Raw genomic sequence first — 22,785 nt, forward strand, 5'->3', positions numbered from 1 at the left:
AACAGTTAATAACTCTGCGGATCCATTTATCTAATGTATTTCTCACTGGCTGGTTCTTTTCAGCACGGATTTAATCATACTCATGGAATATCTGGGCCTGGAACCTGTAGACCCTGGTTTCAGGGTCATAGAAGCAGTCAGGTGGAAGACCCGCCTTCATACAGGTGTTGCAGAGGAACTCCTCACTGTCCCAGCCCCACTCCGTGGCGACCTGTGGAAGGAGAAGCCCCCTGGCCCATCCCCTCTCAACTATGAGGCCGTCGACACCGACCCTTATGAGCCGGGGGTATTCGGCCGGGTTTTCAACCTCAATGGGCTCCGGCGGTGTCAGCACACTGACCTCAATCTCTATATCATCGAGCTCCTCGGGTTTAACAGGAGGGAACCGCGGGTCACCTGTTGCAGCGGATATTGCAGCCTCAACAAGGGCATCGATGAGGGGTTTCACAGGTTCCGGATAGCCTATACATCCCCTCAGATTCCCGTTCTTTTCAAGTGTAACGAAAACCCCCCTCTTCTCCCTGAAAACATCAGGTAGGTCGTCCGGGATTCTGAGGGTTTCTGATCCGCGCAGGTGCTCCTCTATGGCCATCCTCGCGATTTTAACAAGAATTCTACCTTCATCCCGGGATAATGGTGCGTACTTCATGTTCCTCCAACCATGGCATTCCTTATCCTCACGTGGGGGCCCCCATCACCCACGGGGACGCTCTGTCCGGACTTTCCGCAGAAGCCGATCCCCAGCCTGAAGTCTGACCCGACCCCGTCAACATTTTTGAGGGTCTCCAGGACGTTCCCTGAGAGGGAGACATCCTTCACGGGTTCTGCCACTTCACCGTCCCTTATACGGAATGATTCCGCAGCATTGAACTGGAAGATACCCTTACCGGTATCCACCTGACCCCCCCTTGAACCCCTCAGGTAGACACCATCCATGATATCCTCTATGAGTTCATCGAAGGATAAATCACCAGGTTTAAGGTATGTGTTGCTCATCCTGACAATGGGCTGGTCCCCTATGGCTGAACGGGCGTTTCCTGAGGGTTTAAGAGAAAGTTTGAAGGCTGTTTCCCTGGAGTTCAGAAGTGAAGTGAGGACTCCCTTCTCCACGAGGACGGTTTCGGCGGCCCTCACACCCTCTGCATCGTAGCTGTAACTTCCAAAGCCCTCAACTGTAGGGTCGTCGATGATGGTAACACCCTCAGATGCAATCCTCTCACCCAGTTTACCCTCGAGTATTGAGTCACCCTGCAGTATGAGGTCTGCCTCGGCTGCGTGCCCCAGGGCCTCATGTATGAATACACCCGTAAGTTCGGGGTCGGTCACTATATCAAAACGTCCTGATGGCGGCGGACTCGCCCTCAGGAGCCTGACAGCCTTTTCACCGGTCCTGCGACCAAGCTCCTCGATGTCCTCCCCCTCCAGTATCTCGAAGCCACCGGTTCCACCGCAGCTCTTATGGCCGAACTGTATCCCTGAGCCATCAGAGGCAACAGCGTTTAGAAAGAGGGCGACCCGGGTCTCATCCATCTCAATCTGTGAACCCTCCGAGTTCAGGAAGACAGATGAACTCTCCATGTCAACGTAGCTCACAGTGGTGCTCACAACACCATCGACTGATGCGGCATGGTGTGCATCTGATACCAGCTCCCTCTTCTCGTCTGCAGGGACATCTGAGGGCGGCCGGGATGACCTTACCCTGGTTTTATCAACAGAGGGAGCACCTGGACCAACCTGGACATCGCCCCTGAGGGACCCGGCCATCTTTATGGCCTTCAGGGCCATTTCAGGCAGCTGGGATGGTTCATCTGTAAAGGCGAATCCCCATGAACCATTCCTCAGCACCCTTACCCTGAAACCTGAGGCGCTCCCAGATTTAACCTCCTGCAGGTTGCCGTCCTTCATTAGAATTGAGCTTGTCCTGGAGGTGCCAGCCCTTATATCTGCATATTCCACCATATCCTCTATGTCCCTGAGTATGCCGCCAAGATAATCGATGTCAATCTCCATTTCCCATCAGCCTTCAAAAGTTTCTATTAATTAATCTTGTATGTGGGGACTTATGATTCTTTTGATGTTCCCTGATTATCACAGGGTCTATGAACTCAATAAATATTTAAATGAACATCCATATACCAGTAACCAGTTCATTTTATAGATAGCACCGGATGTGGTATATTGAAGACAATTGAGGAGATAAACCAGAAGATCAGGGATGGGGATGCTGTGGTTGTCACAGCCGCTGAGATGACAAGGATAGTTGCTGAAAACGGCCCCATGGACGCTGCAAAGGAAGTTGATGTTGTTACAACAGGTACATTTGGTGCTATGTGTTCCTCAGGCGCTTTCCTCAACTTCGGACACTCAGATCCACCCATAAAGATGGCGAGGACCTACCTCAATGGTGTTGAGGCCTACTCTGGACTCGCAGCAGTTGATGCATACATAGGTGCAGCACAGCCAAACCGTGACCCCGAGGTGGGGCTCAGCTATGGGGGTTCGCATGTAATCGAGGACCTCATAAGGGGGAAGGAGGTCGAGCTGGTGGCAGAGGCCTATGGAACAGACTGCTACCCCCTCAAGAATGTTGAGACCCTCATAAGCCTTGAGACCATAAACCAGGCGGTCATGGTTAACCCGAGGAACTGCTACCAGAACTATGCAGTGGCGGTTAACTCCACAGAGGAGACACTCTACACCTACATGGGAACACTGCTCCCCAACTATGGAAACGTCACCTACTCAAGTGCAGGGGAGCTCAGCCCCCTCATCAATGATCCATACTTCCAGACCATAGGTGTCGGTACAAGGATATTCCTCTGCGGTGCAGAGGGTTACATAGTGGGGGAGGGTACACAGCACTCAACTGAATCTGAGAGGAGAAATGGTGTGCCTGTTTCGCCATCAGGCACCCTCATGTTGAAGGGTAACATGAAGGAGATGGACCCTGAATATGTGCGTGGAGCCACAATGCCAAGGTATGGCCCAACACTCTACGTGGGAGCCGGGATACCCATACCTGTGCTCAACGAGGACATAGCGGCTGCAACAGGGATATCAGATGAGGAAATAGTCTGCAGGGTCATTGACTATGGTGTGCCCCGAAGATCAAGACCCGTGGTGAAGGAGACCAATTATAAGGAGCTCAAATCAGGGAAGATTGAAATAAACGGGATGGAGGTCCCGACATCACCCCTATCATCAATCAGGAGGGCCCTCAAGATTGCAGAGGAACTCAAATCATGGATTGAAAGGGGTGACTTCCTCCTCACAGAGCCAGTTAAGAGCCTCCCCTCAAGATCATCCACCAGACCCCTTGAGATAAGAAGGCCATCCATCATGGTGAGGGAGCTCGAGAGCAAACCCGTCATCATAACCCACCAGGAGGATGACCTGAAGGATGTGGCCAGGAAGATGGTTGACAACAACATAAACCACATACCCGTCGTTGACAGTGAGGGCATCCTCAGGGGTATAGTGACATCATGGGACATTGCAGACGCGGTGGCAAGGGGTAAGCGGAGGCTCAGGGATATCATGACCCGCAGGGTGGTTGTTGCAAGGGAAAATGAGCCCGTCGACGTTGTGGCAAGACGCATAGATAAGTATAACATTTCAGGTTTACCCATAGTTGATGATGAAAACCGTGTTAAGGGTATAATAACCGCGGAGGACATTTCAAGGTTAATAGGGAAAGTGGATAACAGGGGAGAATCAATATGAAGGCCTGGCTTAAATTCTCACCGAATATTGTTAACAAGTCAATAATATCAGAAGCCATCAGGAAGTATGACATCGAATTCAACATCCTGAGGGCAAACATCACACCCCGCGGGGGTAAGATGCTCGTTGAGATCAGCGGCCCCCAGGAGAGGGAGGGGATAGAATTCATAGAGGAGGCCGGTATAGAGGTGCACCCGGCGGTTAGGGTCGTGAAGAAGGACCTTGAGAAGTGCATGGACTGCGGCGCCTGTGTATCCCTCTGCCCGGTTGGCGCCATATGCATCCAGGATGACTGGGAGATCCTCCTCGATGATAATAAATGTATCGGCTGCAGCTTCTGTGTGAACTCCTGTCCCACAGGGGCCATAGTGCTCTTTGACTGACTCTCTGGAAGGATCCCATGGTTCTGGTGGTTGGCTCAGGTGCTGGCGGCGCAACCCTTGCAAGGGAACTCGCCATCCGGGGCATTGACGTTACCGTAATTGAGAGGGGCCCCTATGTTAAGGATTCTGATGCATTCCTGTGCTATGAAGACCCTGGTGACGTTGATATCCTGAGGACAAACTGTGTTGGAGGATCAACCCTTGTTGCTGCAGGAAACGCTGTCAGGGTCCTTGAGGATACCCTCAGGGGCTACGGGGTTGACATAGGCGGGGACCTCGATGCCATTGAGGCTGAACTCAATGTAGGAGAGCTCCCGGAAAGCCATACAGGCACCGGCACAGCTATGATAATGGAGGCTGCGGAGTCCCTGGGCCTCAGGGTAAGGAGGATGCCTAAATTCATAGACCCCGCTAAGTGCAGGCCCTGCGGTAAATGTTCATTCGGATGCCCGAGGGCTGCTAAGTGGTCTGCAAGGAGATTCCTTGATGAGGCACTTGAACACGGGGCTGTTCTCATTGAAGAAACCGAGGCTAGGAATGTAATTGTCAGGAACGGTTCAGTCTCTGGCCTTGAAACATCCCGGGGAGATTTCCAGGATGAAACGGTTGTGCTGGCAGCCGGAGCCATCGAAACCCCCAGGATACTCATGAGGGCAGGGATAGATGCAGGTAACGGACTCTTCATGGACACCTTTGTGACTGTGGGCGGGATACTTGAGGGGATCGGGTTCTGTGATGAGGTCCAGATGAACGCCCTCATAGAACTTGATGGTTTTATACTATCACCCCACTTCTCAACCCTCCTCTTCCCTGGGGAGGAGAGGAACGTCCTCGGTATCATGGTTAAGATAGCCGATGAGAGGTCTGGACGTGTGGAGGCCGACAGGGTTGTCAAGCATCACACAGCCAGGGATGTCAGTCTCCTTTCCGGCGGGACGGCCATCGCCGGGAGCATACTAGTAGGGGCTGGTGTCAGGGCGGACACATTGAGGTCCACCGTACCCAGGGGGGCCCATCCTGGGGGCACCGCCTCCATGGGGGAGGTTGTTGATGAGAACCTGGAGACCTCCATTGAGGGCCTCTTTGTGGCTGATGCGAGTGTGCTGCCAGAAGCACCTGGTGCTCCTCCCATACTGACCATAATGGCACTTGCAAGGCGTCTGGCACGCCATATAGCTTTGATTTTATAATAGAGTTTTTCAGACCTGCAGTGTGTTTATTCAATTTAGTTTATAAGGAGAACACAGCACATAATATAAGACACCTTGAATATACATACTTCCAAGGTGAAATTATGAAAAATTCACGGATCAAACTCATAACACTTCTATTTTCGGCCGTACTCCTATTCTCCACCCTGCAGGCAGCCTCGGCCCTCAAAACCGAGATAATCTACACAGGTACAGGGGGAGATGTGACAAAGAACTACTACATAGAGAAGTACACCCCCAGGACCCAGGTGACTTCAGAGGTGTTCCAGGCGGCCAGGAGGGGGACACCCATGTTCACCTTTGGAGATGGTGGGGGTAAGAAGGTCATGATAGTCGCTGGGGTCCATGGGAATGAACTCCCGGCATCCATAGCTGCTGTTAAACTCATAAACTACCTGTCAGGCAAGAAGATCAGGGGCACGGTCTACGTTGTGCCCTTCCTCATACCATCATCCACCGCGAGAACTTCCAGGTACTGGAATGGTAAGAACCCCAACAGCATAGCAAATATCAGGGGCACACCCACAAACAGGATACTCCAGATTGCACTTTCAAGGGACGTGGATGCGGTTGGCGACTTCCACTCAACAAGGCCCGGTGGAGTGCCAGGGAAAACATCCATCCTCTGCACACGGATCCCAACCTATGAAAGCTACAGGATGGCATACTACATGAGCCGTTACAGTGGGTCCGCCTTCATACCTGCCCAGGTTGCAGGTAAGGATTACCCGAGAGCCCTTGAGGATGTATGCAACCTTGCAGGTATCCCTGCAGTGACGGCTGAGGTTAAATCCCCCCATGGTTATGTTGCATCTGGAAGTGTCACAAAATCCTACACCCAGATGATGGGCTTCTTAAAGTACAATGGGATCGTCTGATTCCCTATAAGGGTTCAGCATCCCCCCTTTTGTCGTAAAAAATTTTCATTTTTTCCTTTGAAAAGATTTTGAGCTTCTAAAATATCCATCTCTTTAATGGTGGAGATTTTTGCTGTCTTTTGAACGGTCCTTTTCTGACGGAACTCTCTCCTGTGGTGGGAAGGAGTGGGCTTGCTCTTTTTTTGAACAGTCTTTTTCTGATGAACCTCTCTCCACAGCACTGTCAAAAAATGAGATTCATGTGATGAGGTCCTTTACGAACTCCACCACAGTATCAATCAGGCCCTTACCAACCTTCACAGAGGATGGGAACACCATCCGGCTCCTGTCTGTGTGGTTCTGGATTATCTGTGCAAACATGGCCGTGTACTCATCCCTGCCGATCCTATCAGCACCAACCTGCACATATGATGGGAGCCTGCCATTACTCCTGGTGAACTCATAGACCCTCCTTGCAACGTCACGGTACCCTGCCCTTGACAGTGTCCCGGTGTAGGTGTTACTGGATGATGGGGCATCGGATATCCTCGTGGTGTTCTTCCTTACAGGGAGGCCTGCAATGTACTGTGATGCAAGGTAGACCCATTCCTGCCTGGGCATCACAGTGGCCTCTCCCCTGACTATCCTCTGGGCATCTGTGGATAGGGTTGTGGGGTCAATCTCATGCCTTGCCACGTACCTGGAGGTGTCCATATCCCCAAGGTGCTCCCCATCTGCAGAGTAGGCATATTCAATCAGCTTCATGGCTGTGAGGTGTATCTGCTCATCACTGCTGAAGCTCCTGGGTTCTATGAGGAGTATGCCCGCATCCCTGAGGAATCTGGAGGGCTCATTTATCCCTGCGAAGTAGGGGCTGGAGAAGTTGTCGTCCCAGGCCCTTGGAAGGTATCCAGTCGCTGAAAGTTTGAGGCTTCCATAGTTCACATAGACGATACCATCAAGTCCACTGGCATAGGATCTCAGGTACCCCCTCTTCACCCCTGAGACAACACCATACATTGTACCGGGACATGCCGCGGCAATGTAAACAGCCAGCGAACCCTTAGGGGCGTTCTTAATCGCCCTGTCAGCCTCTCCTGGAGCAGGTGACTTCTCATCGACAATGACCCTTGCTGAACCACCTATCTCGGCCCTTATGGACTCCATGAGGCTCCTTCCATCCACACCACTGAGCCTGTCAGAGCTTATGTAGATGGTTTCGAGGTCCCTGGAAGCGTAGCGGTTCATTATAACCGATGTTGTGGGGTACCCTGAGGACCATAGGGAGGTCCCGTTAACCCTCACTCCTGTTGAGGTACTGTAATATGCCCTGGTCTTCCAGATTGTCATGGCAACCGGTAGAAGCGTCCCCGGCGCTGAGACCCGCTGTGGGGATGCTGGCTGAACAGCGCTGAGGGTTGCAGAGTCACTTCCATACCAGACCCGCCTCCAGGGTATTCCAATACCCCTCAGGGACGAGGAGGGTATTGCTGAAGGGGATGCACATATGATTATACTCCTGGGCTTTAAACGTTTTATCTCTGTCCTGGTGGCTGATGGTAATGTTTTACCGGCTAATAGGAGGGGCGCATCATTCTTTATTGCAATGTATGCTGCTGAAATGTCTGACCCCGTCCCCAGGACAACAACGTCGCTCCGGCTCCAGTAACGTGCAAGTGTGGATGTCCTCGCCGGGATCCGGGTCCCATTCACCCCCACGTCACCAACAACCACAGGGCTCTGGCCCCTGAGGTACTTCATCACGGACTTCTCAGGGGTGTGGCTGCTGATTATCAGCCGGCCATCTGTATGGGCCGCGGCGGGTGCAGTTATGATGGCATGGGAAGGATCCGTTACAAAAACAGCTGCAGATGCAGGTGAAACCAAAAGGAGTAACGCCATCAGCATGACAGTTAACTTCACTCTCATCCTTCCCAGAACTCTTACCGTGTTCTGGATGACCTGGAGGTTGCAATGGTATTCATATCTCATGCTATCACTCCTAGAACTGTGACTCGATCTCATCGGCCTCAATGAGGCGTTCACAGTAGTAGCAGCGTAGCAGAACAGGTTCCTTTGAGATGACATAGAAACGGTTCTCAACACCCTCGTCACTGTTTGTGATGCAGTTGGGGTTCGGACATCTCAGGATGCCCCTGACCTCCTCCATGAGCCTCACCTTGGCCTTCTCAACAATCTTATAGTCCCTTACAATGTTTATTGTGGCCCTGGGGGCTATCAGGGCTATCTGATCAACCTCTGAGGGTTTGAGTTCCCTGTTCTCTATTTTAACTATGTCCTTGGATCCGAGCTGGGAGGAATCCATGTTCATTGCAACCGTCACCTTGCTATGCCCATCAGGGAGTCCAAGGATGTTGAGGACATTCAGGGACCTGTTTGCAGTTATATGGTCAATAACGGTCCCGTTCCTTATTGGTTTGACCCTCAGTTCGAAGGGTTTCTTCATATCCATCCCTCCTGTGACATTGAAGGATACCTCCGGGATGACATCCCCCTGGATGCCATCATATCTGGAGGATATCCCTGTTTTAGGCGGTATCGGATGATCTCCTATTTTCTCATGGCAACGTTGAATGTTTCAATGAACCTGGCGTAGACTGGTCTTGTGATGAAGACCCCTATCAGGACACCGAGGACCGTTGTGAATGCAAAGCCGGCAAGGAGACCTATACCGGTGGCACCCCTTGAGAAGCCTATGTAGGCCAGTGGGAGCATTGCAGCTATAAGGGTACCTGCGGATGCAAATATTATGAAGAAGGCATCCTTTATCCTGAACTTACGCCTTGTTCTCCTGCCCTCACCGGAGAGGACTTCATCTGTTATGATTATCTGGTCGTCCACCCCTGTACCTATCGCCGCCAGTATACCTGCTATGGCTGCAAGGTCAATGTTCCACCTGATAACCGCGGCCGCCCCCAGTATGAGTATGAGCTCTGCGAGGGTTGTGAAGAATATTGGCAGGACCAGGAGGGGACTGCGGTACCTCACTATGAGTATCAAGGCGATTGCAAGCACAGCAAGGAGTCCCGCGATCAGCGCACCCTCTGTGAACTGTTTTCCGAGTTCAGGGGATACGCTGCTCACACCGACAATCTTAACCTTAACAGGCAGTGAACCTGTTTTGAGGAGGGTTTCTATCTCCTTTGCCTGGACCTCAGCCTCTGCCTTGCTGTTCTCTGCACCTGTTATCCTGACATCGGTGACAGGCTTTCCTGTTGCAACCTCCGCTGATATTTCAGGGGATGTTATGAGACGGTCATCCAGGTACATTTTAACTGGCTCCCCTGCCTTGCCCCGGGCCGCCTCTGCGAACTTCCTGGCACCCTCTGGTGAGAGCCTGAAGGGGACCTCCCATTCATTACCGGTTATTATTGGGGACTGTACGCTCACAATATCTGAACCTGTCAGAACGGTCTCGTTACCGATCTTTGCCTCAAATTTACCGGGTTTACCGACTATCTTTGCGACCTGGTCTGGCTGGACACCGGCAATTTCAACTATAACGTTCTGGTCTCCGCTTGCACGCACCTTCACGTCCTTCACACCGAATATGTTGAGCCTCTTATCAAGTACACTGGTCACGGTGTTCATGGTCGCGGCATCAACAGGCCTCTCGAGTTGTATCTGTATGAGGGACCCTCCCTGCAGGTCAAGTCCCTGCTGGATACCCATTGTTGATATTGCAGTGATACTCGCCACCACCAGGACTATGAGGAGTAGCACGCGGTAGTCCTTAATAAACTTTGAGACCTTCCTGTTCATGATTTAACCTCCAGGTACCACCTCAGAATTCCAAGATTCATGAGCCACGTGGTCAGGATATCCGCCAGTAGCCCTATTATCAGAACAGAGGCTATGTCACTCAGCACCCTGGCCTCCGGCATCAGGAATACCGTCACGAGGTAGAGTGCCGCCATTGAAGCGATTGCAGATATGGACATTGTAACACCTGTCTTCATGGCCCCGAGGGCCCTCTCATTGATGCTACCCTTCCGGCGTTTAAGGACCCTTGTGGTGAGTAGGATGTCTGTGTCCACACTGTAACCTATGAGCATAAGTATGGCACCAACAGATGCCAGTGAGAGGGGTATGCCCAGGATTGACATCCCACCCACGGCTATTATGATATCAGATGCCGCTGCAAGTATAACAGCCAGTGAGGGGACAGGGGCCCTGAAGATTATGAAAACAGTCACCGACATGAATAGGAATGCGAAGCCAATGGCCCAGTAGATCTGGTTCATGGCCTGTCTGCTCAGCACAGGGCCCACTGACTTGTAACTGTTGATGGTTGCTGTGCCCCTGAGGGCTTCACTCACCTTCACAACATCCAGGTCTGCACCGAACTGTACCGTCGCCCTTTCACCCCTTATGGAGAGGACCTTAACGTCTCCTGTGCCCAGTTTTTCCCTGAGTAGCGATTCCAGTTCAGCCTGGGTAACACTCTTATGGAGGGTCAGCTCTGCAAGAGTTCCCCCCTTAAGGTCCACACTCTCGTTGAGTCCATTGAAGGTAACCAGAAGCAGCGCGATTAAAGTTATGGCTGCGGGTATTGCTATGAGAAGCTTGTATGACTTTAAAATGCGGTCAATCAAGGTTATCACCTTTAATAGTTTATCTTTCCTGTCACCTGGCTTCGTATATCTTCAGGTCCTTCTCATTGATTATCCTGAGGGTATCCTCCCTCACCTGGATGAGCTCTTTACCTGCTGTTTTCTGGATGAAGAAATTTATGATCCTTCCTCCACGCGCCCCTATCTTCTCTGACATCCGATCTATTGCACCCTCACCGCCCTGCCGGCTCATGGTGGTGAATAGTATCACGTCCTTCCCGAGGAAATCCGCCCGGTCTATCAGGGTTATTATCGCCGGCGCGGGTTTACCTGCCCAGGTAGGTGTCCCGACGTATATGAGGTCATAACCGGACAGATCAACCTTTTCTGGCTTTATGGGCGTTTTGGACTCTCTGATGGCGTCTATGGATGATCTGAAACTGCTCATGAACCCCTTTCTATCCTCAAGGTCCCTGATCTCAATAAGATCAGCATCCAGTTCCTCTGCAAGGGTCCTTGCAACCATCGCAGTGTTCCCGGTACGCGAATAATAAATTACACATGTCTTCATCGTATCACTCAGCTTCGTCACCTTGGGTATGATCTGGACGGTATAATATATATCTCTGCCCATTTAATAACGGTGCCCTGCTATGGGTGCATCCCGGGGAAATCAAGACCCTCAGCCTCCCTGAACCCGAACATTATGTTCATATTCTGGATGGCCTGCCCGGATGCGCCCTTCACGAGGTTGTCTATGGCAGAAACTATAACAGCCCGCTGATTGTCGTCAACCTCGAAGCATCCTATGTGGCAGAAGTTGGAGCCCCTGACGGCACTGAGTCGTGGGATTCCATCAACAACCCTCACAAAGGGTTCACCATCATAGAATCCCCTGAATATATCTGCGATTTCATCCTGCTTCAGGTCCTCAAGGAGGAAGGTGTGGGCCGTCGTCAGGATGCCCCTTGTCACCGGGACGAGGTGGGGTGTGAAGCTGAGCCTCACAGGATTCAGCCTTGAGAGTTCCTGTCTTATCTCAGGTGTGTGTCTGTGGCCTGTTACATTGTAGGGGATTACATTATCACTGCAGTGGGGGTAGTGGGTCAGTGGCGTTGGCTTAACACCCGCACCACTCACTCCTGTCTTTGAATCAATTATGAATGTGTCTGCGATTTTTTCATATACCAGGGGGAGACATGCAAGTATAGCGCCTGTCGGGAAGCAGCCAGGATTTGCAACGAGATCTGCGGAGGATATCTCCTCCCTGTGGATCTCAGGAAGTCCATAAACCGCCTCGAGGGGGCTTTCATGTTTTATCCCGTACCATTCCTCATAGGTTTCAGTGTCATCAAAGCGGTAGTCACCGCTGAGGTCCACCACCCTTATACCCCTCTCCATGAGCTGGGGAACGATCTTCATTGAGGCCCCGTGGGGGGTGGCTGTGAAGACAAGGTCCGCATCGATTTCCCCGGGACCGGCATCCTCAAAGTTCAGGTCAGTGTCCTGGAGGTGTGGATGCACCCTCGATACGGGAACACCACTGTACTGCCTCGATGTGGCTGAGACCACCTCCACCTTCCTGTGGTTCTCGAGGAGTCGCAGCAGTTCACCTCCAGTGTATCCACTGGCTCCGATAATACCCACACTTATCATCTCAATCACCTTAATCAACTGTGATAACTACTTTGGTGAACTAATTTAAATAAGGTGTCATGGGGGGATGTCTCATTCTCCCGGTCCACTTCAAGTGTCCGGTCATCACCTCTGCCTAACCTATCACCACAAATATCCAAGCCCTTTATCCACCTGATGTTCCCTGACCAATGGATCTAGAGTACTCCCATAAAACCCCTTCACACTCCAATCCTTTCCTGACCCCAGGTCATGGCCACCAAAATTTATAAGTATACAGGGGACAACCTTTAACTGTCCATGGGGATCATTTTCCTCATGAATGGAGGCGGTAAAATTAAGCGTCACTCGATACTTGCATTACTGCTGCTTCTTGGAGTGGTGGTACTGCCTGCTGGAGATGTGAATGCTGCTGAATCAAATCTAACAGCAGATACAACCGGAAACACAACTGTTGCATATACAAAGGCATCAGCATCGACAACAGTAAACTACACCTACCATGAATACGTCCCCTACAAGGTGCAGGTGAAGGTCTCCTACCTTAAACCATACACAGTGAAGGTTAAAAGGGCCACCAGGAACTACTACTACAGGAAGGGCAAGTACAGAGTCAGATACACCTACGCCTACACCTACGTTACCAGGTACAAGAAGACCTACAGGTGGGTCACCGAGACAAGATACCGGAAGGTTACGAGGGTGGGATACGCTGAACTCTCTGATTATCTGAAGGAAACAGCTAACTGTCAGGTTTCGGATGAGGAGATCTCCTCTCTGAGCAGTAACCTCACATCAGGCTGTAACTCAACCTATGACAGGGCTGTGAGGATCTTTAACTGGGTCCGTGACAGCCTGGACTACAGTTTCTACTACAACACACGTCAAGGAGCCCTGGGAACGCTCCACAGTGGATCAGCGAATTGCTGCGACCATACACACCTTCTTGTCGCCCTTGCAAGGTCGGCCGGCATACCCGCAAGGTACATGCATGGTAACTGTCTATTCAGGAGCGGTAACACCTATGGACACGTCTGGGGACAGCTGTACATCAACGGAAGATGGTACGACGCCGATGCAACAAGTTTCTCAAACACCCTGGGAACAGTGAATAACTGGGATAGGTCCAGTGTATTTATCAAGGGCGTTTACGCGGAGCTACCATTCTGATCTTAAAAATTAATTTATTTTTTTATTTTTTGCAGCTTTACCTGCTATAGAATCAGCAGTTCTTAAGGGCGTCCTCATTGAAGTCCATGTTACGGATCCTTTTAATTATCTTGCAGGTGCTGTCGAGTTCAGAGTTCCTGTACTTCTCTATCCTCTTAACCTCACATTCAAGGCCCCTCCTCCTGAGCTCCTCACGCAGCTCATCAACATCGAACTTCTGATCGGGGCCGATGGCGATGATGTCAGGTTTTATGCGGTGCACTATCTCGAACATGTCGGTCTCACTGCCAAGGTAGGCCTCATCAACAGGTTTAAGCATCCTGACAACCTCAAGCCTCTGATTCTCACCGACTATGGGGGTCCTCTTACGTGCCCTGACTGTGGAGTCCCTTGCAAGGACAACCACAAGCCTGGCATCCCTCCCCCCAAGTTTCCTGGCCTCCTCAAGGAAGAAACCGTGTCCCGGGTGTATTATGTCAAAGGTGCCCGTCGCCATAACTGTCTTCATTTTATCATCCCGCTATTCAATGTCCTGGTATTTAAGGGCCTCAGTGAAGTCTATAAGGCCCCTGTAGATGGCTGATCCTATAACCACCCCCCTGACACCGGTCCCCTGCAGCATCCCTATGTCGTCGAGGCTGCTGACACCCCCAGAGTAAATTACTGGTATGTCAACTGCATCCACAAGTTCAGTCACCGGTTTAAGGTCAAATCCTGATAGGAGGCCCTCGAAGTCCACGTTTGTAAATAGTATGCTGCCAGCCCCCCGGGCCTTTAATTTCCGGGCCATCTCCTCTGCTGTGAATGGAACCTTCTCTGTCCAGCCCCTTATAACAACCCTTGAGTCCCTGCTATCGAGTGAGACCATTATACGCTCTGAGCCGTATTCAGCTGCAAGCTCCTCAACGACTTCAGGGTTTTCTATGGCCATGGTGCCCAGTATAACCCTCTCAAAGCCCATATCAAGGAGTTTTCCTGCATATTCTTTACTCCTTATACCTCCACCGATCTGCAGAGGCACTGAAACCTCGTCTATGATCTCCTTAAGTATACCTGTATTCTTCTCAAGACCCAGGGCCCCGTCGAGGTCTACAACATGAACTGTTTCAGCCCCGAGGGATTCCCAGTTCCTGGCAACTCCGGCGGGATCATCAAGCACAACCTGCTCTGTCCCTGGTTTCCCCTGCACAAGCTGCACACACTTCCCATCCTTTATATCCACGGCCGGTATTATAAGCATCCTGTTCTTATGAAAGCTCATTTTATCACTGCTGTTAATGCTTTCCTGATCTGGGTTTTCCCGGGAGGATATTTAAAATTTCCTTTCCCGGTCCTTGAAGATATTTAAGTATCCATGGATATAAATGAGAAGTGAAGGTGGTGTGCAATGGAGAGTATTGGGGCCCTCATTGAGGAATACCGGAGAATCACAGACCATGAGATAAGGGCTGAAAGAGATGGTTTAGGTCCCAGGAGACCTGTTAAGGATAATATAGAATTTAAGGACCTTTTTAGTCCGGAGAGGAGGTTCTTCTCCAGTTCTGATGATGATGCCTGTTATGTCTCAAGCTTCCGCATGGGACACTTCAATATTCCTGATATAATCTCAGGTTCAGCGGCCGGTGTCTCCTACATTGGAGGCCTTAACCTTGGAAGGACCATCATCGCTGAGGGCATGGCTAACGACATTAACTCCCTTGCAGATTTCATGCTAGAGCAGAAACTGGGCATCCTTGATGCTGTATCTGAGTGGGAGGAGGATGGATACCTTAGGATGGATGTGAGGGTCTATGAGTGCATTGAATGCTCGGGTCTTCCCAATATAGGACGCCCCATATGCTTCTTTGAGGCGGGTATAATTGCCGGGGCCCTATCGGAGATACTCGACTGTGATGCGGATGCATATGAGCGGCGCTGCTGGACCAATGGTTACTCCTGCTGTCAGTTTGATGTTAAGGCAAGGATCTAGGGTTCATTTTTCATTGTATTCATTCTTTGACCCCTTCTGACCTCTCATTGTTCCTTAAAGGGTTCCTTTCCCCGCACTTTTTTTGCGTTCCCTTGCACTAATTGTTCTTACCGTTCCAGTAGAGTATGAAGACCCCTGTTAGCATCACGATACCTGAAATTCCCTGCATAACAGAAAATGGTTCCCTGAGTATTATGAAGGCGAATATTGCGCCGAAGAGGGATGACAATGGGAATAGGGCCCCGACCATTGAAGCCCCTATCTCCCTTATCGCGATGTAGATGAGTATGAATGAGCATCCTATACTGAAAACTGAAACCCCCAGTGCATAGGGGAGCATTTCAGGGGGGAGTGCAGTGTTTATGCCGGTGATAAGCATGATAAGGAGGAGCACAAAGCCACCAACCGAGCTCTTAACCCCGGATATAAATATCAGATCACGCTTTCTGCTTAAGAATTTGCTCAGGACTGTATCAAGGCTCCAGAAGAAGGCTGCAGCCATCACAAGGAAATTTCCGGTAACAGCAACGTTTCTTACAATATCCGTGAACTCACCCTCAGTTAAGAGGTACACCCCACCAGTTATGATGAGGAGTATCCCGAGGACGTCCTTGAGCTGGAGGGTCTCCCTGAAGATGAGATAGCCTAAGAGAATAATGAATAGTACCTCAATGTTAAGTATCAGGGATGCGTTAACTGCTGTTGTATCTCCAAGGCCTGTGAGGAACAGTAGTGGAGCTATCACTGTGCCAAGGAGGGCTGTGAGAATAAGGATCAGGTAATCTTTTCTTTTTATCCGGGTCTCACCCTCCCCCTCGCTGTTAATGGCATCAAGAACATGCTCCCTGAGGGGTGTATCCCTTATGAGGAAGAGGAAGAGCCCTGCAATTATATAGGTGTAGGCCCCGATGGTCACAGGATGCATCCTGGAGAGCATTATCTTATCGAGTGTTGCAGAGATACCAAAGAAGATGGTTGCAGTTATAATACTGATGTAACCCCATAGTCTGCGCATATATGCACCGCCTCATTATCCCATGCTGGTGGTATAAGATATAAATGATAAACCTAAATAAATGATTACCCGGCAGAAATTGAAGTGCACCGGATAACTCCACAGGCGATAAACCCACTAATCGCTCTGTTTTAATTACCTGTTTCTCTTATCCCCACAATACAAGGTGATCCTATGAGGAAGATAGCTCTGAAGGTTGCATACATTGGTACAAATTATCATGGATTCCAGAGACAGCCAGACGTCCCAACGGTTGAGGGGAAACTCCTGGAGGCCCTGGAAGGGGCAGGAATCATTGAGGATCCTGGAAGGGCACGATTCCAGATAGCTGGCAGGACCGACAGAGGCGTCCATGCTCTGGGAAACTTCGTGAGTTTTTTCACAGAGGAGGATATCCATGTGAACCAGATCAACGATCTCCTCCCAAGGGATATACGGGTTCTGGCATGGGCATCGGTCATGTACCCCTTCAAGGTAAGGTATCCAGTTGAGAGGCACTACCGATACATCCTGTACCGGGATGAGTCCATGGATACAGATTTAATGGCTGAGGCAGCAGCCCACTTCAGGGGGACCCATGACTTCAGCAACTTCTCAAGGAGGAGAGACAGGGACCCGGTAAGGAGGATAAGGGATGTCAGGGTATCCGAGGTCGGTGATTCCATCATCATCGATGTCTACGGAGAGAGTTTCCTCTGGCAGATGGTTCGTAAGATGGTAAGGGCCCTTGTAATGGTGTCTGAGGGGGAGCTTGCCCCTGATGACATGGCAGGACTGCTGGATACTGATCAGAGGGTGTTCCTGGAGCCCATGCCCCCCGAGAACCTCATCCTCATGGACCTAAAATATGGGGTTAAGATAAAACTGAGGCACGATGAATATGCATTTAAACGATTCATATCCCTCCTTGAAGAGGAGTTCAGGGCATACAGGGAGATGAGCCTGGTGAGGAGAGCTATGAGTGACCATCTAAGGAATTTGCAGGACACTATATCCACGGATTGAGTCAGGAAACAGGCTCCGTGCCAGTGCAGCCACATCCTCACTATCCGGCTTCAACCTCTCATGCAGGAGCCATGTTCTCCGCCGGATTTATCAAAAACTCTAAGTAATTTATTAAATATAAGGTTCCACTGATGGACACAGTTCTGGAGGATCATAATCTGCAGCAGAAGAGAAACCCCGAAGTGGAGATGAAGGTCCTCACAATAGTCGGTATCGACCCGGGCCACACAGTCGGCCTTGCCATAGTTGACCTTGAGGGAAGACTCCTCCACCTCGGAAGCATGAAGGAGGCGGCAAGGTCCGATATAATTGAGAGGATAATCGAGCACGGAAAGCCAGTTATAGTAGCATCAGACGTCCACCCAGCCCCAGGTGCAGTCAAAAGGATAGCTTCGATGCTGAATGCAAGGCTGTACACCCCTGAAAGGGTCATGACCATATCCTTCAAGAATGAACTGGTATCAGAGTTCCTGAGGGAAACTGATTTCACCCCTGAAAACTCACACGAAAGGGACGCCCTTGCGGCCGCAGTGAAGGCCTACAGGCATTATGAGATGAAGCTGAAGCAGATAGAAAGAAAGACCAGCGAAACCGGTATGGGCCCCTCCGACACCCTCAGGGTCAAGGGCCTCGTAATCATGGGAAAACCAATTGCAGAGGCGATAAGGGCCCTGAAAGCGGAAGAAGAATCTGAAACCCCGGAAATTTCGCAAGAGGAGTCTGCTGGCGATGAATATGATGTTGAAAAGCTCAGGAGGACCATCAGGGCCCAACGATCAAGGCTGAGAAACCAGGGATCAACCATTGAAAGATTGAAGAGGGAGAAGAAGTCCCTGCTGAAGAAGATAAGGGAACTGGAGGATGAGAAGTCAAGGCTCGAGAAAAAACTTGAAAGAATCCAGTATGAGTACTCAAGGGATCTGCTTTTAAACAGAGAACTTTCCCATAAATTAAAGGTTATAGAGAAGCTTCAGAGGAAATACACAGAGGAAAAATCCAGGAGGGAGGCACTTGAAAGGGACCTTGATTCCCTCCTCCAGATAAGGGACATGGAGTCCTCAGGGGACACCACACCCATCAAGATCATAGAGACCTTCACAAGGGATGGGATACGGAGGGCCTGCTCCAGATGGAAGATAAAGGCCGGAGATGTGCTGCTCCTCAGGAGCTCAGAGGGGGGTGGTTCGCAGACCGCGAGGATACTCCTGGATCTCGGGCCAGGGGCAATAATAACTGAGGATAAGATGTCCCACCAGGCCCTTGAGGTATTTGAGGAGGCAGAGGTCCCGGTTATACCGGTCAGATCACTCCAGATGGAGGTACATGATGATTTCGGGTCAGTTAAAACTCAAGATTTAAATAGAGAGATAGAAAAATGGAAACACAGATTAAATGAAAGAAGGAAGAAGGAAGAAGAAGAGGAGCTCCTCAAGGTAATAACCGAGTACAGGGCTCAGCGAAGAAGGAATCACAAATGAGACTCTTTTAGTGGTTAAAATGAAGATTGCGGTTATTTTAGGGACAAGGCCAGAGATAATCAAGATGGCCCCGGTTATAGATGAGATAAGGAAGCGTGGCATGGAATTTACACTGATACATACCGGTCAGCACTATGACCATGAGATGTCTGACCAGTTCTTCATTGACCTTGAACTCCCGGCACCCCACCACAACATAGGGGTGGGCTCAGGGAGCCACGGGGCCATGACGGCTGAGATGCTCAAGGGCCTGGAGGAAGTGCTCTTAAGGGAGGAACCCGACATTGTGATGGTCCAGGGGGACACCAACGCCGTACTGGCAGGGGCACTGGCGGCGGTCAAGCTCCACATACCTGTTGGACACGTTGAGGCCGGCTTGAGATCCTTTGACAGGACCATGCCCGAGGAGATAAACAGGATGGTTGCAGATGTCTGCTCAAAGCTCTACTACGTCCCGACAGAGGAATCAGCCATCAACCTCCTCATGGAGGGTGTGGATCCAGAGACTATACTTGTAACAGGGAACACGGTGGTGGACGCATGCCTCAGGAACATTGAGATAGCATCAAGGAAATCAGGTATCCTCGCAGAGTTCTCAGAGGATGACAGAATCGTCGCCCTCACACTTCACCGGGCAGAGAACGTGGACAACCCCGAGAGGTTAAGATCCATAATAGACTCCATACTTGAACTTGAGGAATTCAGGATAGTCTTCCCGGTCCATCCAAGGACCAGAAAGAACCTTGAAAGATTCGGACTCTACAGCGTGCTCCAGGACGCGGCTCACGTCACACTCATGAAGCCAATGGGCTACCTGGACTTCCTTCTTCTCCTTTCAAACTCCTTCATGGTACTCACAGATTCGGGGGGACTCCAGGAGGAGGCCATAACCTTCAACGTACCCTGTCTGACCCTCAGGTACAACACAGAACGCCCCGAGACAGTTGAAGCCGGGGGAAACATCCTTGTGGGCGCCGACAGGGATATGATAACAGAGACGGCCAGACGACTCCTTGAGGACCCGGATTTCAGGAGGGGGATGATGGAGGCAGAGAACCCCTACGGGGACGGCCATGCCTCAGAGAGGATAATCGAAGAAACCCTCCGCCTCCACAGGGAGGGTAAACTTGGAATGGAACCCCCCGAGGAGGTAATGTCCATCCCCTCAAGGAGACTGATACACGTTGATGAGGATATAACAGTCTCAGGACTCGCTGAGAGGGAGGATGCATCTGTAAGGATGGTCTACTCTGCCGGTGAAATTCTCTTCCCTCACCCCGACCTCAACATCAGGGGAATGGATGTTCTCATAGAATCAGGGTCCCGGAGGAATTGATATGGATCAGAGGATAGCAGTATTTGGAGGAATTGATATGGATCAGAGGATAGCAGTATTTGGTCTTGGACACATAGGTCTTCCAACAGCAGCACTCTTCGCAAGGGCAGGCTTCAGGGTCACAGGGGTTGACATAAACCAGGAGACAGTGGAGAAGGTTAACATAGGGAGGTCCCCTGTCCTTGAACCAGGCCTTGATGAACTGGTGGCCGAGGTCGTTGGAACAGGCAATCTGGATGCCACCATGGACGGTGAAGGGGCTGCATCGGAATCAGACGTCATGATAATAGTTGTGCCCACACCCGTGAACAGTGACAACACATCAGATCTATCTGCGGTTATATCTGCAGCTGAAACAATCTCTAGGGGCCTTAAACCAGGGGACCTTGTGGTAGTGGAGAGCACGGTACCCCCCGGGGCCTGTCAGAACGTGGTGCTCCCAATACTCGAGAAGACAGGCCTTAAGGTCTCAGAGGACTTTGGCCTCGCCTACACCCCGGAGAGGGCCCTGCCCAACAACACACTCCATGAGATGCAGAACAATGCAAGGGTAATAGGGGGCGCGGACCCTGAAAGCGCCCGGAGGGCCGCTGAACTCTACCGGAGGATTACTTCAGGCGAGGTAATAGTCGTGGATGACCTCATGACAGCTGAGATGGTTAAGCTGATGGAGAACACCTACAGGGACACCAACATAGCCCTGGCCAATGAGCTTGCAGTTATATGTGAGGCCCTCGGTATAGACGCTATAAAGGCCATCGAGGCAGCTAACCACCACCCAAGGGTAAACATACACACCCCCGGGCCAGGTGTTGGTGGGCACTGCCTCTCAATAGACCCCTACTTCATAGTGGAGATGGCGGAGAGGAAGGGCGTGTCTGCAAGGCTTATAAGGACGGCCAGGGAGGTGAATGAATCCATGCCCCTGCACGTCCTTGAAATCATAAGGGAGGCCCTGAAATCCAGGGGTAAGAGCCTCAAGGGTTCAACTGTGGGGGTCCTTGGGGTTGCCTACAAGGGTGATGTGGCTGATGCAAGGGAGACACCGACAAGGCCCCTGGTCGCAGCCCTCCTATCTGAGGGGGCCAGGGTCCTTGTGAATGATCCCCATGTCAGCCCGGAAATCATAAGGGGGATGGGTGTTGAACCTGTCCCCCTTGAGGACGCCCTCAACTCTGACTGTGTGGTGCTCATGACAGACCACACAGAGTATCTTGACATAAAACCCGAGATGATAGTGGGCGGGATATTCATATGCACCCGGCCCGTCTTGGATCCAGAGGAATTCAGGGTGCGGGGTATAACATTCAGGGGTGTGGGCCGTCCTTGAAGCTCCTTGTATTTGAATATGCCACCGCCTCAGGCATAGACGACCCTGAAATATTCCTTGAGGGCCGGTCAATGCTGGAGGCCCTCCTTGCAGATTTCAGAGACTTTGATGTGGAGTTCCTCCTCTCTGAGAGGTTTGCAGATATGGACATCGGGGCAGGGCTCAGACCATCCCTCATCGGTGATCTGGATGACTGGCTCCAGGAGAACCTCGAGGAATTCGATGCATGCATTTTCATAGCAGCAGAGGAGGATATGGAACTTTACAGGCTCACCCGCCTTGTTGAGGAATCAGGGGTGCTTCTCCTAGGATCATCAGCAGATGCGGTCAGGACGTGTTCAGATAAGAGGTTAACCTACAGGGCCCTCGAGGGGAGGGTCCCCCTCATCAGGACCTATGAACCTGGAGAGGTTGATGTTGCCGGGTCAAGGCTCATAGTTAAACCCGCAGACGGGGTTGCCTGCCAGGGGATAAGGATCCTTGAACCTGGTGAAGCACCTGATTTCTCAGATGATGTCATCATACAGGACTTCATTGAGGGTGAGAGTGTGAGTGTGAGCCTCCTCTCTGACGGTGAGAGGGCACTCCCCATGAGCCTCAACAGGCAGGACATCATGGTTACAGGTGGTGAACTGGGATACTGTGGTGGGAGCGCACCATTGGATCATGGGATGAGGGAGGATGCATTCACTGTTGCCAGGAGGGCTGTGGAGTCCATTCCAGGTTTAAGGGGCTACGTTGGGGTGGACCTCATACTTGCCGATGAACCCTACCTTGTTGAGATAAACTCCAGGATCACAACACCGTACATAGGACTCAGGAGGGTTTCTGAGGCGAACCTCGGGCACCTAATACTCGAAGCTGTCCTTGGAAGACTCCCTTCTGGTGTTAAATTCAATGGCACGGCCTCCTTCAGGAAGGGAACCGATGGCATGGTTGTGGAGGTCAATGAAGGCTTCAGTGGATACTGATCTGGGTTGTCTGCATATCCCTTGATTTGATTGCCCTGATGCTCAGGAACTGGTTTATATGCTGGGTTTGATTACTGCTACTACCGGGAACAGGGAGTTCCCGAACATCATCAACCTTACAGATTGAT

22 protein-coding genes are annotated in these 22,785 nt (G+C 51.1%); 11 read left to right on the forward strand and 11 right to left on the reverse strand.

Translation table 11 applies throughout. The features are described from left to right. Positions 1 to 70 precede the first annotated feature (70 nt). Both DNK57_RS06835 and DNK57_RS06840 read right to left on the reverse strand, forming a co-directional pair. Positions 71 to 649 carry a TIGR00296 family protein gene (locus DNK57_RS06835; RefSeq protein ID WP_192962210.1) on the reverse strand — a complete coding sequence of 193 codons (579 nt, stop codon included), beginning with the start codon at positions 647 to 649 and terminating at the stop codon, positions 71 to 73. Continuing rightward, on the reverse strand, positions 646 to 2,010 hold the full coding sequence (locus DNK57_RS06840) for a TldD/PmbA family protein (RefSeq protein WP_192962211.1): 1,365 nt from the start codon (positions 2,008 to 2,010) through the stop codon (positions 646 to 648). Before DNK57_RS06840 ends, DNK57_RS06835 begins: the two co-directional genes overlap by 4 nt. Before the next feature lie 168 nt (positions 2,011 to 2,178). Here DNK57_RS06840 and DNK57_RS06845 point away from each other — a divergent pair, with 168 nt between their 5' ends. The 4 genes from DNK57_RS06845 to DNK57_RS06860 all read left to right on the forward strand — a co-directional run bounded on the left by DNK57_RS06845 (position 2,179) and on the right by DNK57_RS06860 (position 6,195). After that, complete coding sequence (locus tag DNK57_RS06845) at positions 2,179 to 3,723, forward strand: homocysteine biosynthesis protein (RefSeq protein ID WP_192962212.1); 1,545 nt, start codon at positions 2,179 to 2,181, stop codon at positions 3,721 to 3,723. Beyond that, complete coding sequence (locus DNK57_RS06850; protein WP_192962213.1) at positions 3,720 to 4,106, forward strand: 4Fe-4S binding protein; 387 nt, start codon at positions 3,720 to 3,722, stop codon at positions 4,104 to 4,106. The genes DNK57_RS06845 and DNK57_RS06850 overlap by 4 nt, the downstream gene beginning before the upstream one ends. A 17-nt stretch (positions 4,107 to 4,123) precedes the next feature. Then, on the forward strand, positions 4,124 to 5,296 hold the full coding sequence (locus DNK57_RS06855) for a GMC family oxidoreductase N-terminal domain-containing protein (protein WP_192962214.1): 1,173 nt from the start codon (positions 4,124 to 4,126) through the stop codon (positions 5,294 to 5,296). Positions 5,297 to 5,400: 104 nt separating this feature from the next. Further along, positions 5,401 to 6,195, forward strand: coding sequence for a succinylglutamate desuccinylase/aspartoacylase family protein (locus DNK57_RS06860; RefSeq protein ID WP_192962215.1), 795 nt, complete (start codon positions 5,401 to 5,403; stop codon positions 6,193 to 6,195). 237 nt (positions 6,196 to 6,432) lie between these two features. On the opposite strand, the gene DNK57_RS06865 is transcribed toward DNK57_RS06860, so the two are convergent. The 6 genes from DNK57_RS06865 to argC form a co-directional block, all read right to left on the reverse strand. Beyond that, positions 6,433 to 8,166, reverse strand: coding sequence for a pseudomurein-binding repeat-containing protein (locus tag DNK57_RS06865; protein ID WP_226891142.1), 1,734 nt, complete (start codon positions 8,164 to 8,166; stop codon positions 6,433 to 6,435). 10 nt (positions 8,167 to 8,176) lie between these two features. Beyond that, complete coding sequence (gene pyrI, locus DNK57_RS06870; protein WP_394354490.1) at positions 8,177 to 8,647, reverse strand: aspartate carbamoyltransferase regulatory subunit; 471 nt, start codon at positions 8,645 to 8,647, stop codon at positions 8,177 to 8,179. 98 nt (positions 8,648 to 8,745) lie between these two features. Beyond that, the gene (locus DNK57_RS06875; RefSeq protein WP_192962217.1) at positions 8,746 to 9,957 is read right to left on the reverse strand and encodes a preprotein translocase subunit SecD; all 1,212 of its coding nucleotides are present in this window, start codon (positions 9,955 to 9,957) and stop codon (positions 8,746 to 8,748) included. Then, on the reverse strand, positions 9,954 to 10,796 hold the full coding sequence (locus tag DNK57_RS06880; RefSeq protein WP_192962321.1) for a protein translocase subunit SecF: 843 nt from the start codon (positions 10,794 to 10,796) through the stop codon (positions 9,954 to 9,956). The genes DNK57_RS06875 and DNK57_RS06880 overlap by 4 nt, the downstream gene beginning before the upstream one ends. 25 nt (positions 10,797 to 10,821) lie before the next feature. Beyond that, the gene (locus tag DNK57_RS06885) at positions 10,822 to 11,319 is read right to left on the reverse strand and encodes a flavodoxin family protein (RefSeq protein WP_192962218.1); all 498 of its coding nucleotides are present in this window, start codon (positions 11,317 to 11,319) and stop codon (positions 10,822 to 10,824) included. Between the two features lie 80 nt (positions 11,320 to 11,399). Further along, complete coding sequence (argC, locus tag DNK57_RS06890; RefSeq protein WP_192962219.1) at positions 11,400 to 12,404, reverse strand: N-acetyl-gamma-glutamyl-phosphate reductase; 1,005 nt, start codon at positions 12,402 to 12,404, stop codon at positions 11,400 to 11,402. A gap of 279 nt (positions 12,405 to 12,683) precedes the next feature. Between argC and DNK57_RS06895 the strand changes: the two genes are divergently transcribed. Continuing rightward, a complete protein-coding gene (locus tag DNK57_RS06895; RefSeq protein ID WP_226891144.1) occupies positions 12,684 to 13,553 on the forward strand; it encodes a transglutaminase-like domain-containing protein in 870 nt (289 codons plus the stop codon). 52 nt (positions 13,554 to 13,605) lie between these two features. Here the strand turns inward: DNK57_RS06895 and DNK57_RS06900 are convergent, their stop codons facing one another. Next, entirely contained in the window at positions 13,606 to 14,061 is a 456-nt protein-coding gene (locus DNK57_RS06900) for an FAD synthase family protein (protein ID WP_192962220.1), read from the reverse strand. Positions 14,062 to 14,073: 12 nt separating this feature from the next. Beyond that, positions 14,074 to 14,814 carry a 1-(5-phosphoribosyl)-5-[(5-phosphoribosylamino)methylideneamino]imidazole-4-carboxamide isomerase gene (hisA, locus tag DNK57_RS06905; RefSeq protein WP_192962221.1) on the reverse strand — a complete coding sequence of 247 codons (741 nt, stop codon included), beginning with the start codon at positions 14,812 to 14,814 and terminating at the stop codon, positions 14,074 to 14,076. A 126-nt stretch (positions 14,815 to 14,940) separates the two neighbouring features. Between hisA and DNK57_RS06910 the strand changes: the two genes are divergently transcribed. After that, positions 14,941 to 15,522 (forward strand): V4R domain-containing protein, encoded by a 582-nt coding sequence (locus DNK57_RS06910; RefSeq protein WP_192962222.1) that lies wholly within the window; start codon positions 14,941 to 14,943, stop codon positions 15,520 to 15,522. A 97-nt stretch (positions 15,523 to 15,619) separates the two neighbouring features. Here DNK57_RS06910 and DNK57_RS06915 read toward each other — a convergent pair whose 3' ends face one another. Further along, positions 15,620 to 16,537, reverse strand: coding sequence for a DMT family transporter (locus DNK57_RS06915; protein ID WP_192962223.1), 918 nt, complete (start codon positions 16,535 to 16,537; stop codon positions 15,620 to 15,622). 174 nt (positions 16,538 to 16,711) lie between these two features. Here DNK57_RS06915 and truA point away from each other — a divergent pair, with 174 nt between their 5' ends. The 5 genes from truA (at position 16,712) to DNK57_RS06940 (ending at position 22,657) form a co-directional block, all read left to right on the forward strand. Continuing rightward, a complete protein-coding gene (gene truA / locus DNK57_RS06920; RefSeq protein ID WP_192962224.1) occupies positions 16,712 to 17,542 on the forward strand; it encodes a tRNA pseudouridine(38-40) synthase TruA in 831 nt (276 codons plus the stop codon). Between the two features lie 131 nt (positions 17,543 to 17,673). Further along, on the forward strand, positions 17,674 to 19,020 hold the full coding sequence (locus tag DNK57_RS06925; RefSeq protein ID WP_226891145.1) for a DUF460 domain-containing protein: 1,347 nt from the start codon (positions 17,674 to 17,676) through the stop codon (positions 19,018 to 19,020). Between the two features lie 19 nt (positions 19,021 to 19,039). Beyond that, positions 19,040 to 20,356, forward strand: coding sequence for a non-hydrolyzing UDP-N-acetylglucosamine 2-epimerase (gene wecB, locus DNK57_RS06930; RefSeq protein WP_192962225.1), 1,317 nt, complete (start codon positions 19,040 to 19,042; stop codon positions 20,354 to 20,356). Between the two features lies 1 nt (position 20,357). After that, positions 20,358 to 21,686, forward strand: coding sequence for a nucleotide sugar dehydrogenase (locus DNK57_RS06935; RefSeq protein WP_226891146.1), 1,329 nt, complete (start codon positions 20,358 to 20,360; stop codon positions 21,684 to 21,686). Further along, a complete protein-coding gene (locus DNK57_RS06940; protein ID WP_192962226.1) occupies positions 21,683 to 22,657 on the forward strand; it encodes an ATP-grasp domain-containing protein in 975 nt (324 codons plus the stop codon). Before DNK57_RS06935 ends, DNK57_RS06940 begins: the two co-directional genes overlap by 4 nt. Positions 22,658 to 22,785 lie beyond the last annotated feature (128 nt).

The sequence above is a fragment of the Methanothermobacter thermautotrophicus genome (genome assembly GCF_014889545.1).
Lineage (GTDB): Archaea > Methanobacteriota > Methanobacteria > Methanobacteriales > Methanothermobacteraceae > Methanothermobacter > Methanothermobacter thermautotrophicus_A.

What these genes read in the sequence shown, in the direction of transcription:
- DNK57_RS06835 (WP_192962210.1), bottom strand. Translation starts at nt 649, where the DNA reads ATGAAGTACGCACCATTATCCCGGGATGAAGGTAGAATTCTTGTTAAA.
- DNK57_RS06840 (WP_192962211.1), bottom strand. Translation starts at nt 2,010, where the DNA reads ATGGAGATTGACATCGATTATCTTGGCGGCATACTCAGGGACATAGAG.
- DNK57_RS06850 (WP_192962213.1), top strand. Translation starts at nt 3,720, where the DNA reads ATGAAGGCCTGGCTTAAATTCTCACCGAATATTGTTAACAAGTCAATA.
- DNK57_RS06855 (WP_192962214.1), top strand. Translation starts at nt 4,124, where the DNA reads ATGGTTCTGGTGGTTGGCTCAGGTGCTGGCGGCGCAACCCTTGCAAGG.
- DNK57_RS06860 (WP_192962215.1), top strand. Translation starts at nt 5,401, where the DNA reads ATGAAAAATTCACGGATCAAACTCATAACACTTCTATTTTCGGCCGTA.
- DNK57_RS06865 (WP_226891142.1), bottom strand. Translation starts at nt 8,166, where the DNA reads ATGAGATATGAATACCATTGCAACCTCCAGGTCATCCAGAACACGGTA.
- pyrI (WP_394354490.1), bottom strand. Translation starts at nt 8,647, where the DNA reads ATGGATATGAAGAAACCCTTCGAACTGAGGGTCAAACCAATAAGGAAC.
- DNK57_RS06875 (WP_192962217.1), bottom strand. Translation starts at nt 9,957, where the DNA reads ATGAACAGGAAGGTCTCAAAGTTTATTAAGGACTACCGCGTGCTACTC.
- DNK57_RS06885 (WP_192962218.1), bottom strand. Translation starts at nt 11,319, where the DNA reads ATGAAGACATGTGTAATTTATTATTCGCGTACCGGGAACACTGCGATG.
- argC (WP_192962219.1), bottom strand. Translation starts at nt 12,404, where the DNA reads ATGATAAGTGTGGGTATTATCGGAGCCAGTGGATACACTGGAGGTGAA.
- DNK57_RS06895 (WP_226891144.1), top strand. Translation starts at nt 12,684, where the DNA reads ATGGGGATCATTTTCCTCATGAATGGAGGCGGTAAAATTAAGCGTCAC.
- DNK57_RS06900 (WP_192962220.1), bottom strand. Translation starts at nt 14,061, where the DNA reads ATGAAGACAGTTATGGCGACGGGCACCTTTGACATAATACACCCGGGA.
- hisA (WP_192962221.1), bottom strand. Translation starts at nt 14,814, where the DNA reads ATGAGCTTTCATAAGAACAGGATGCTTATAATACCGGCCGTGGATATA.
- DNK57_RS06910 (WP_192962222.1), top strand. Translation starts at nt 14,941, where the DNA reads ATGGAGAGTATTGGGGCCCTCATTGAGGAATACCGGAGAATCACAGAC.
- DNK57_RS06915 (WP_192962223.1), bottom strand. Translation starts at nt 16,537, where the DNA reads ATGCGCAGACTATGGGGTTACATCAGTATTATAACTGCAACCATCTTC.
- truA (WP_192962224.1), top strand. Translation starts at nt 16,712, where the DNA reads ATGAGGAAGATAGCTCTGAAGGTTGCATACATTGGTACAAATTATCAT.
- DNK57_RS06925 (WP_226891145.1), top strand. Translation starts at nt 17,674, where the DNA reads ATGGACACAGTTCTGGAGGATCATAATCTGCAGCAGAAGAGAAACCCC.
- wecB (WP_192962225.1), top strand. Translation starts at nt 19,040, where the DNA reads ATGAAGATTGCGGTTATTTTAGGGACAAGGCCAGAGATAATCAAGATG.
- DNK57_RS06935 (WP_226891146.1), top strand. Translation starts at nt 20,358, where the DNA reads ATGGATCAGAGGATAGCAGTATTTGGAGGAATTGATATGGATCAGAGG.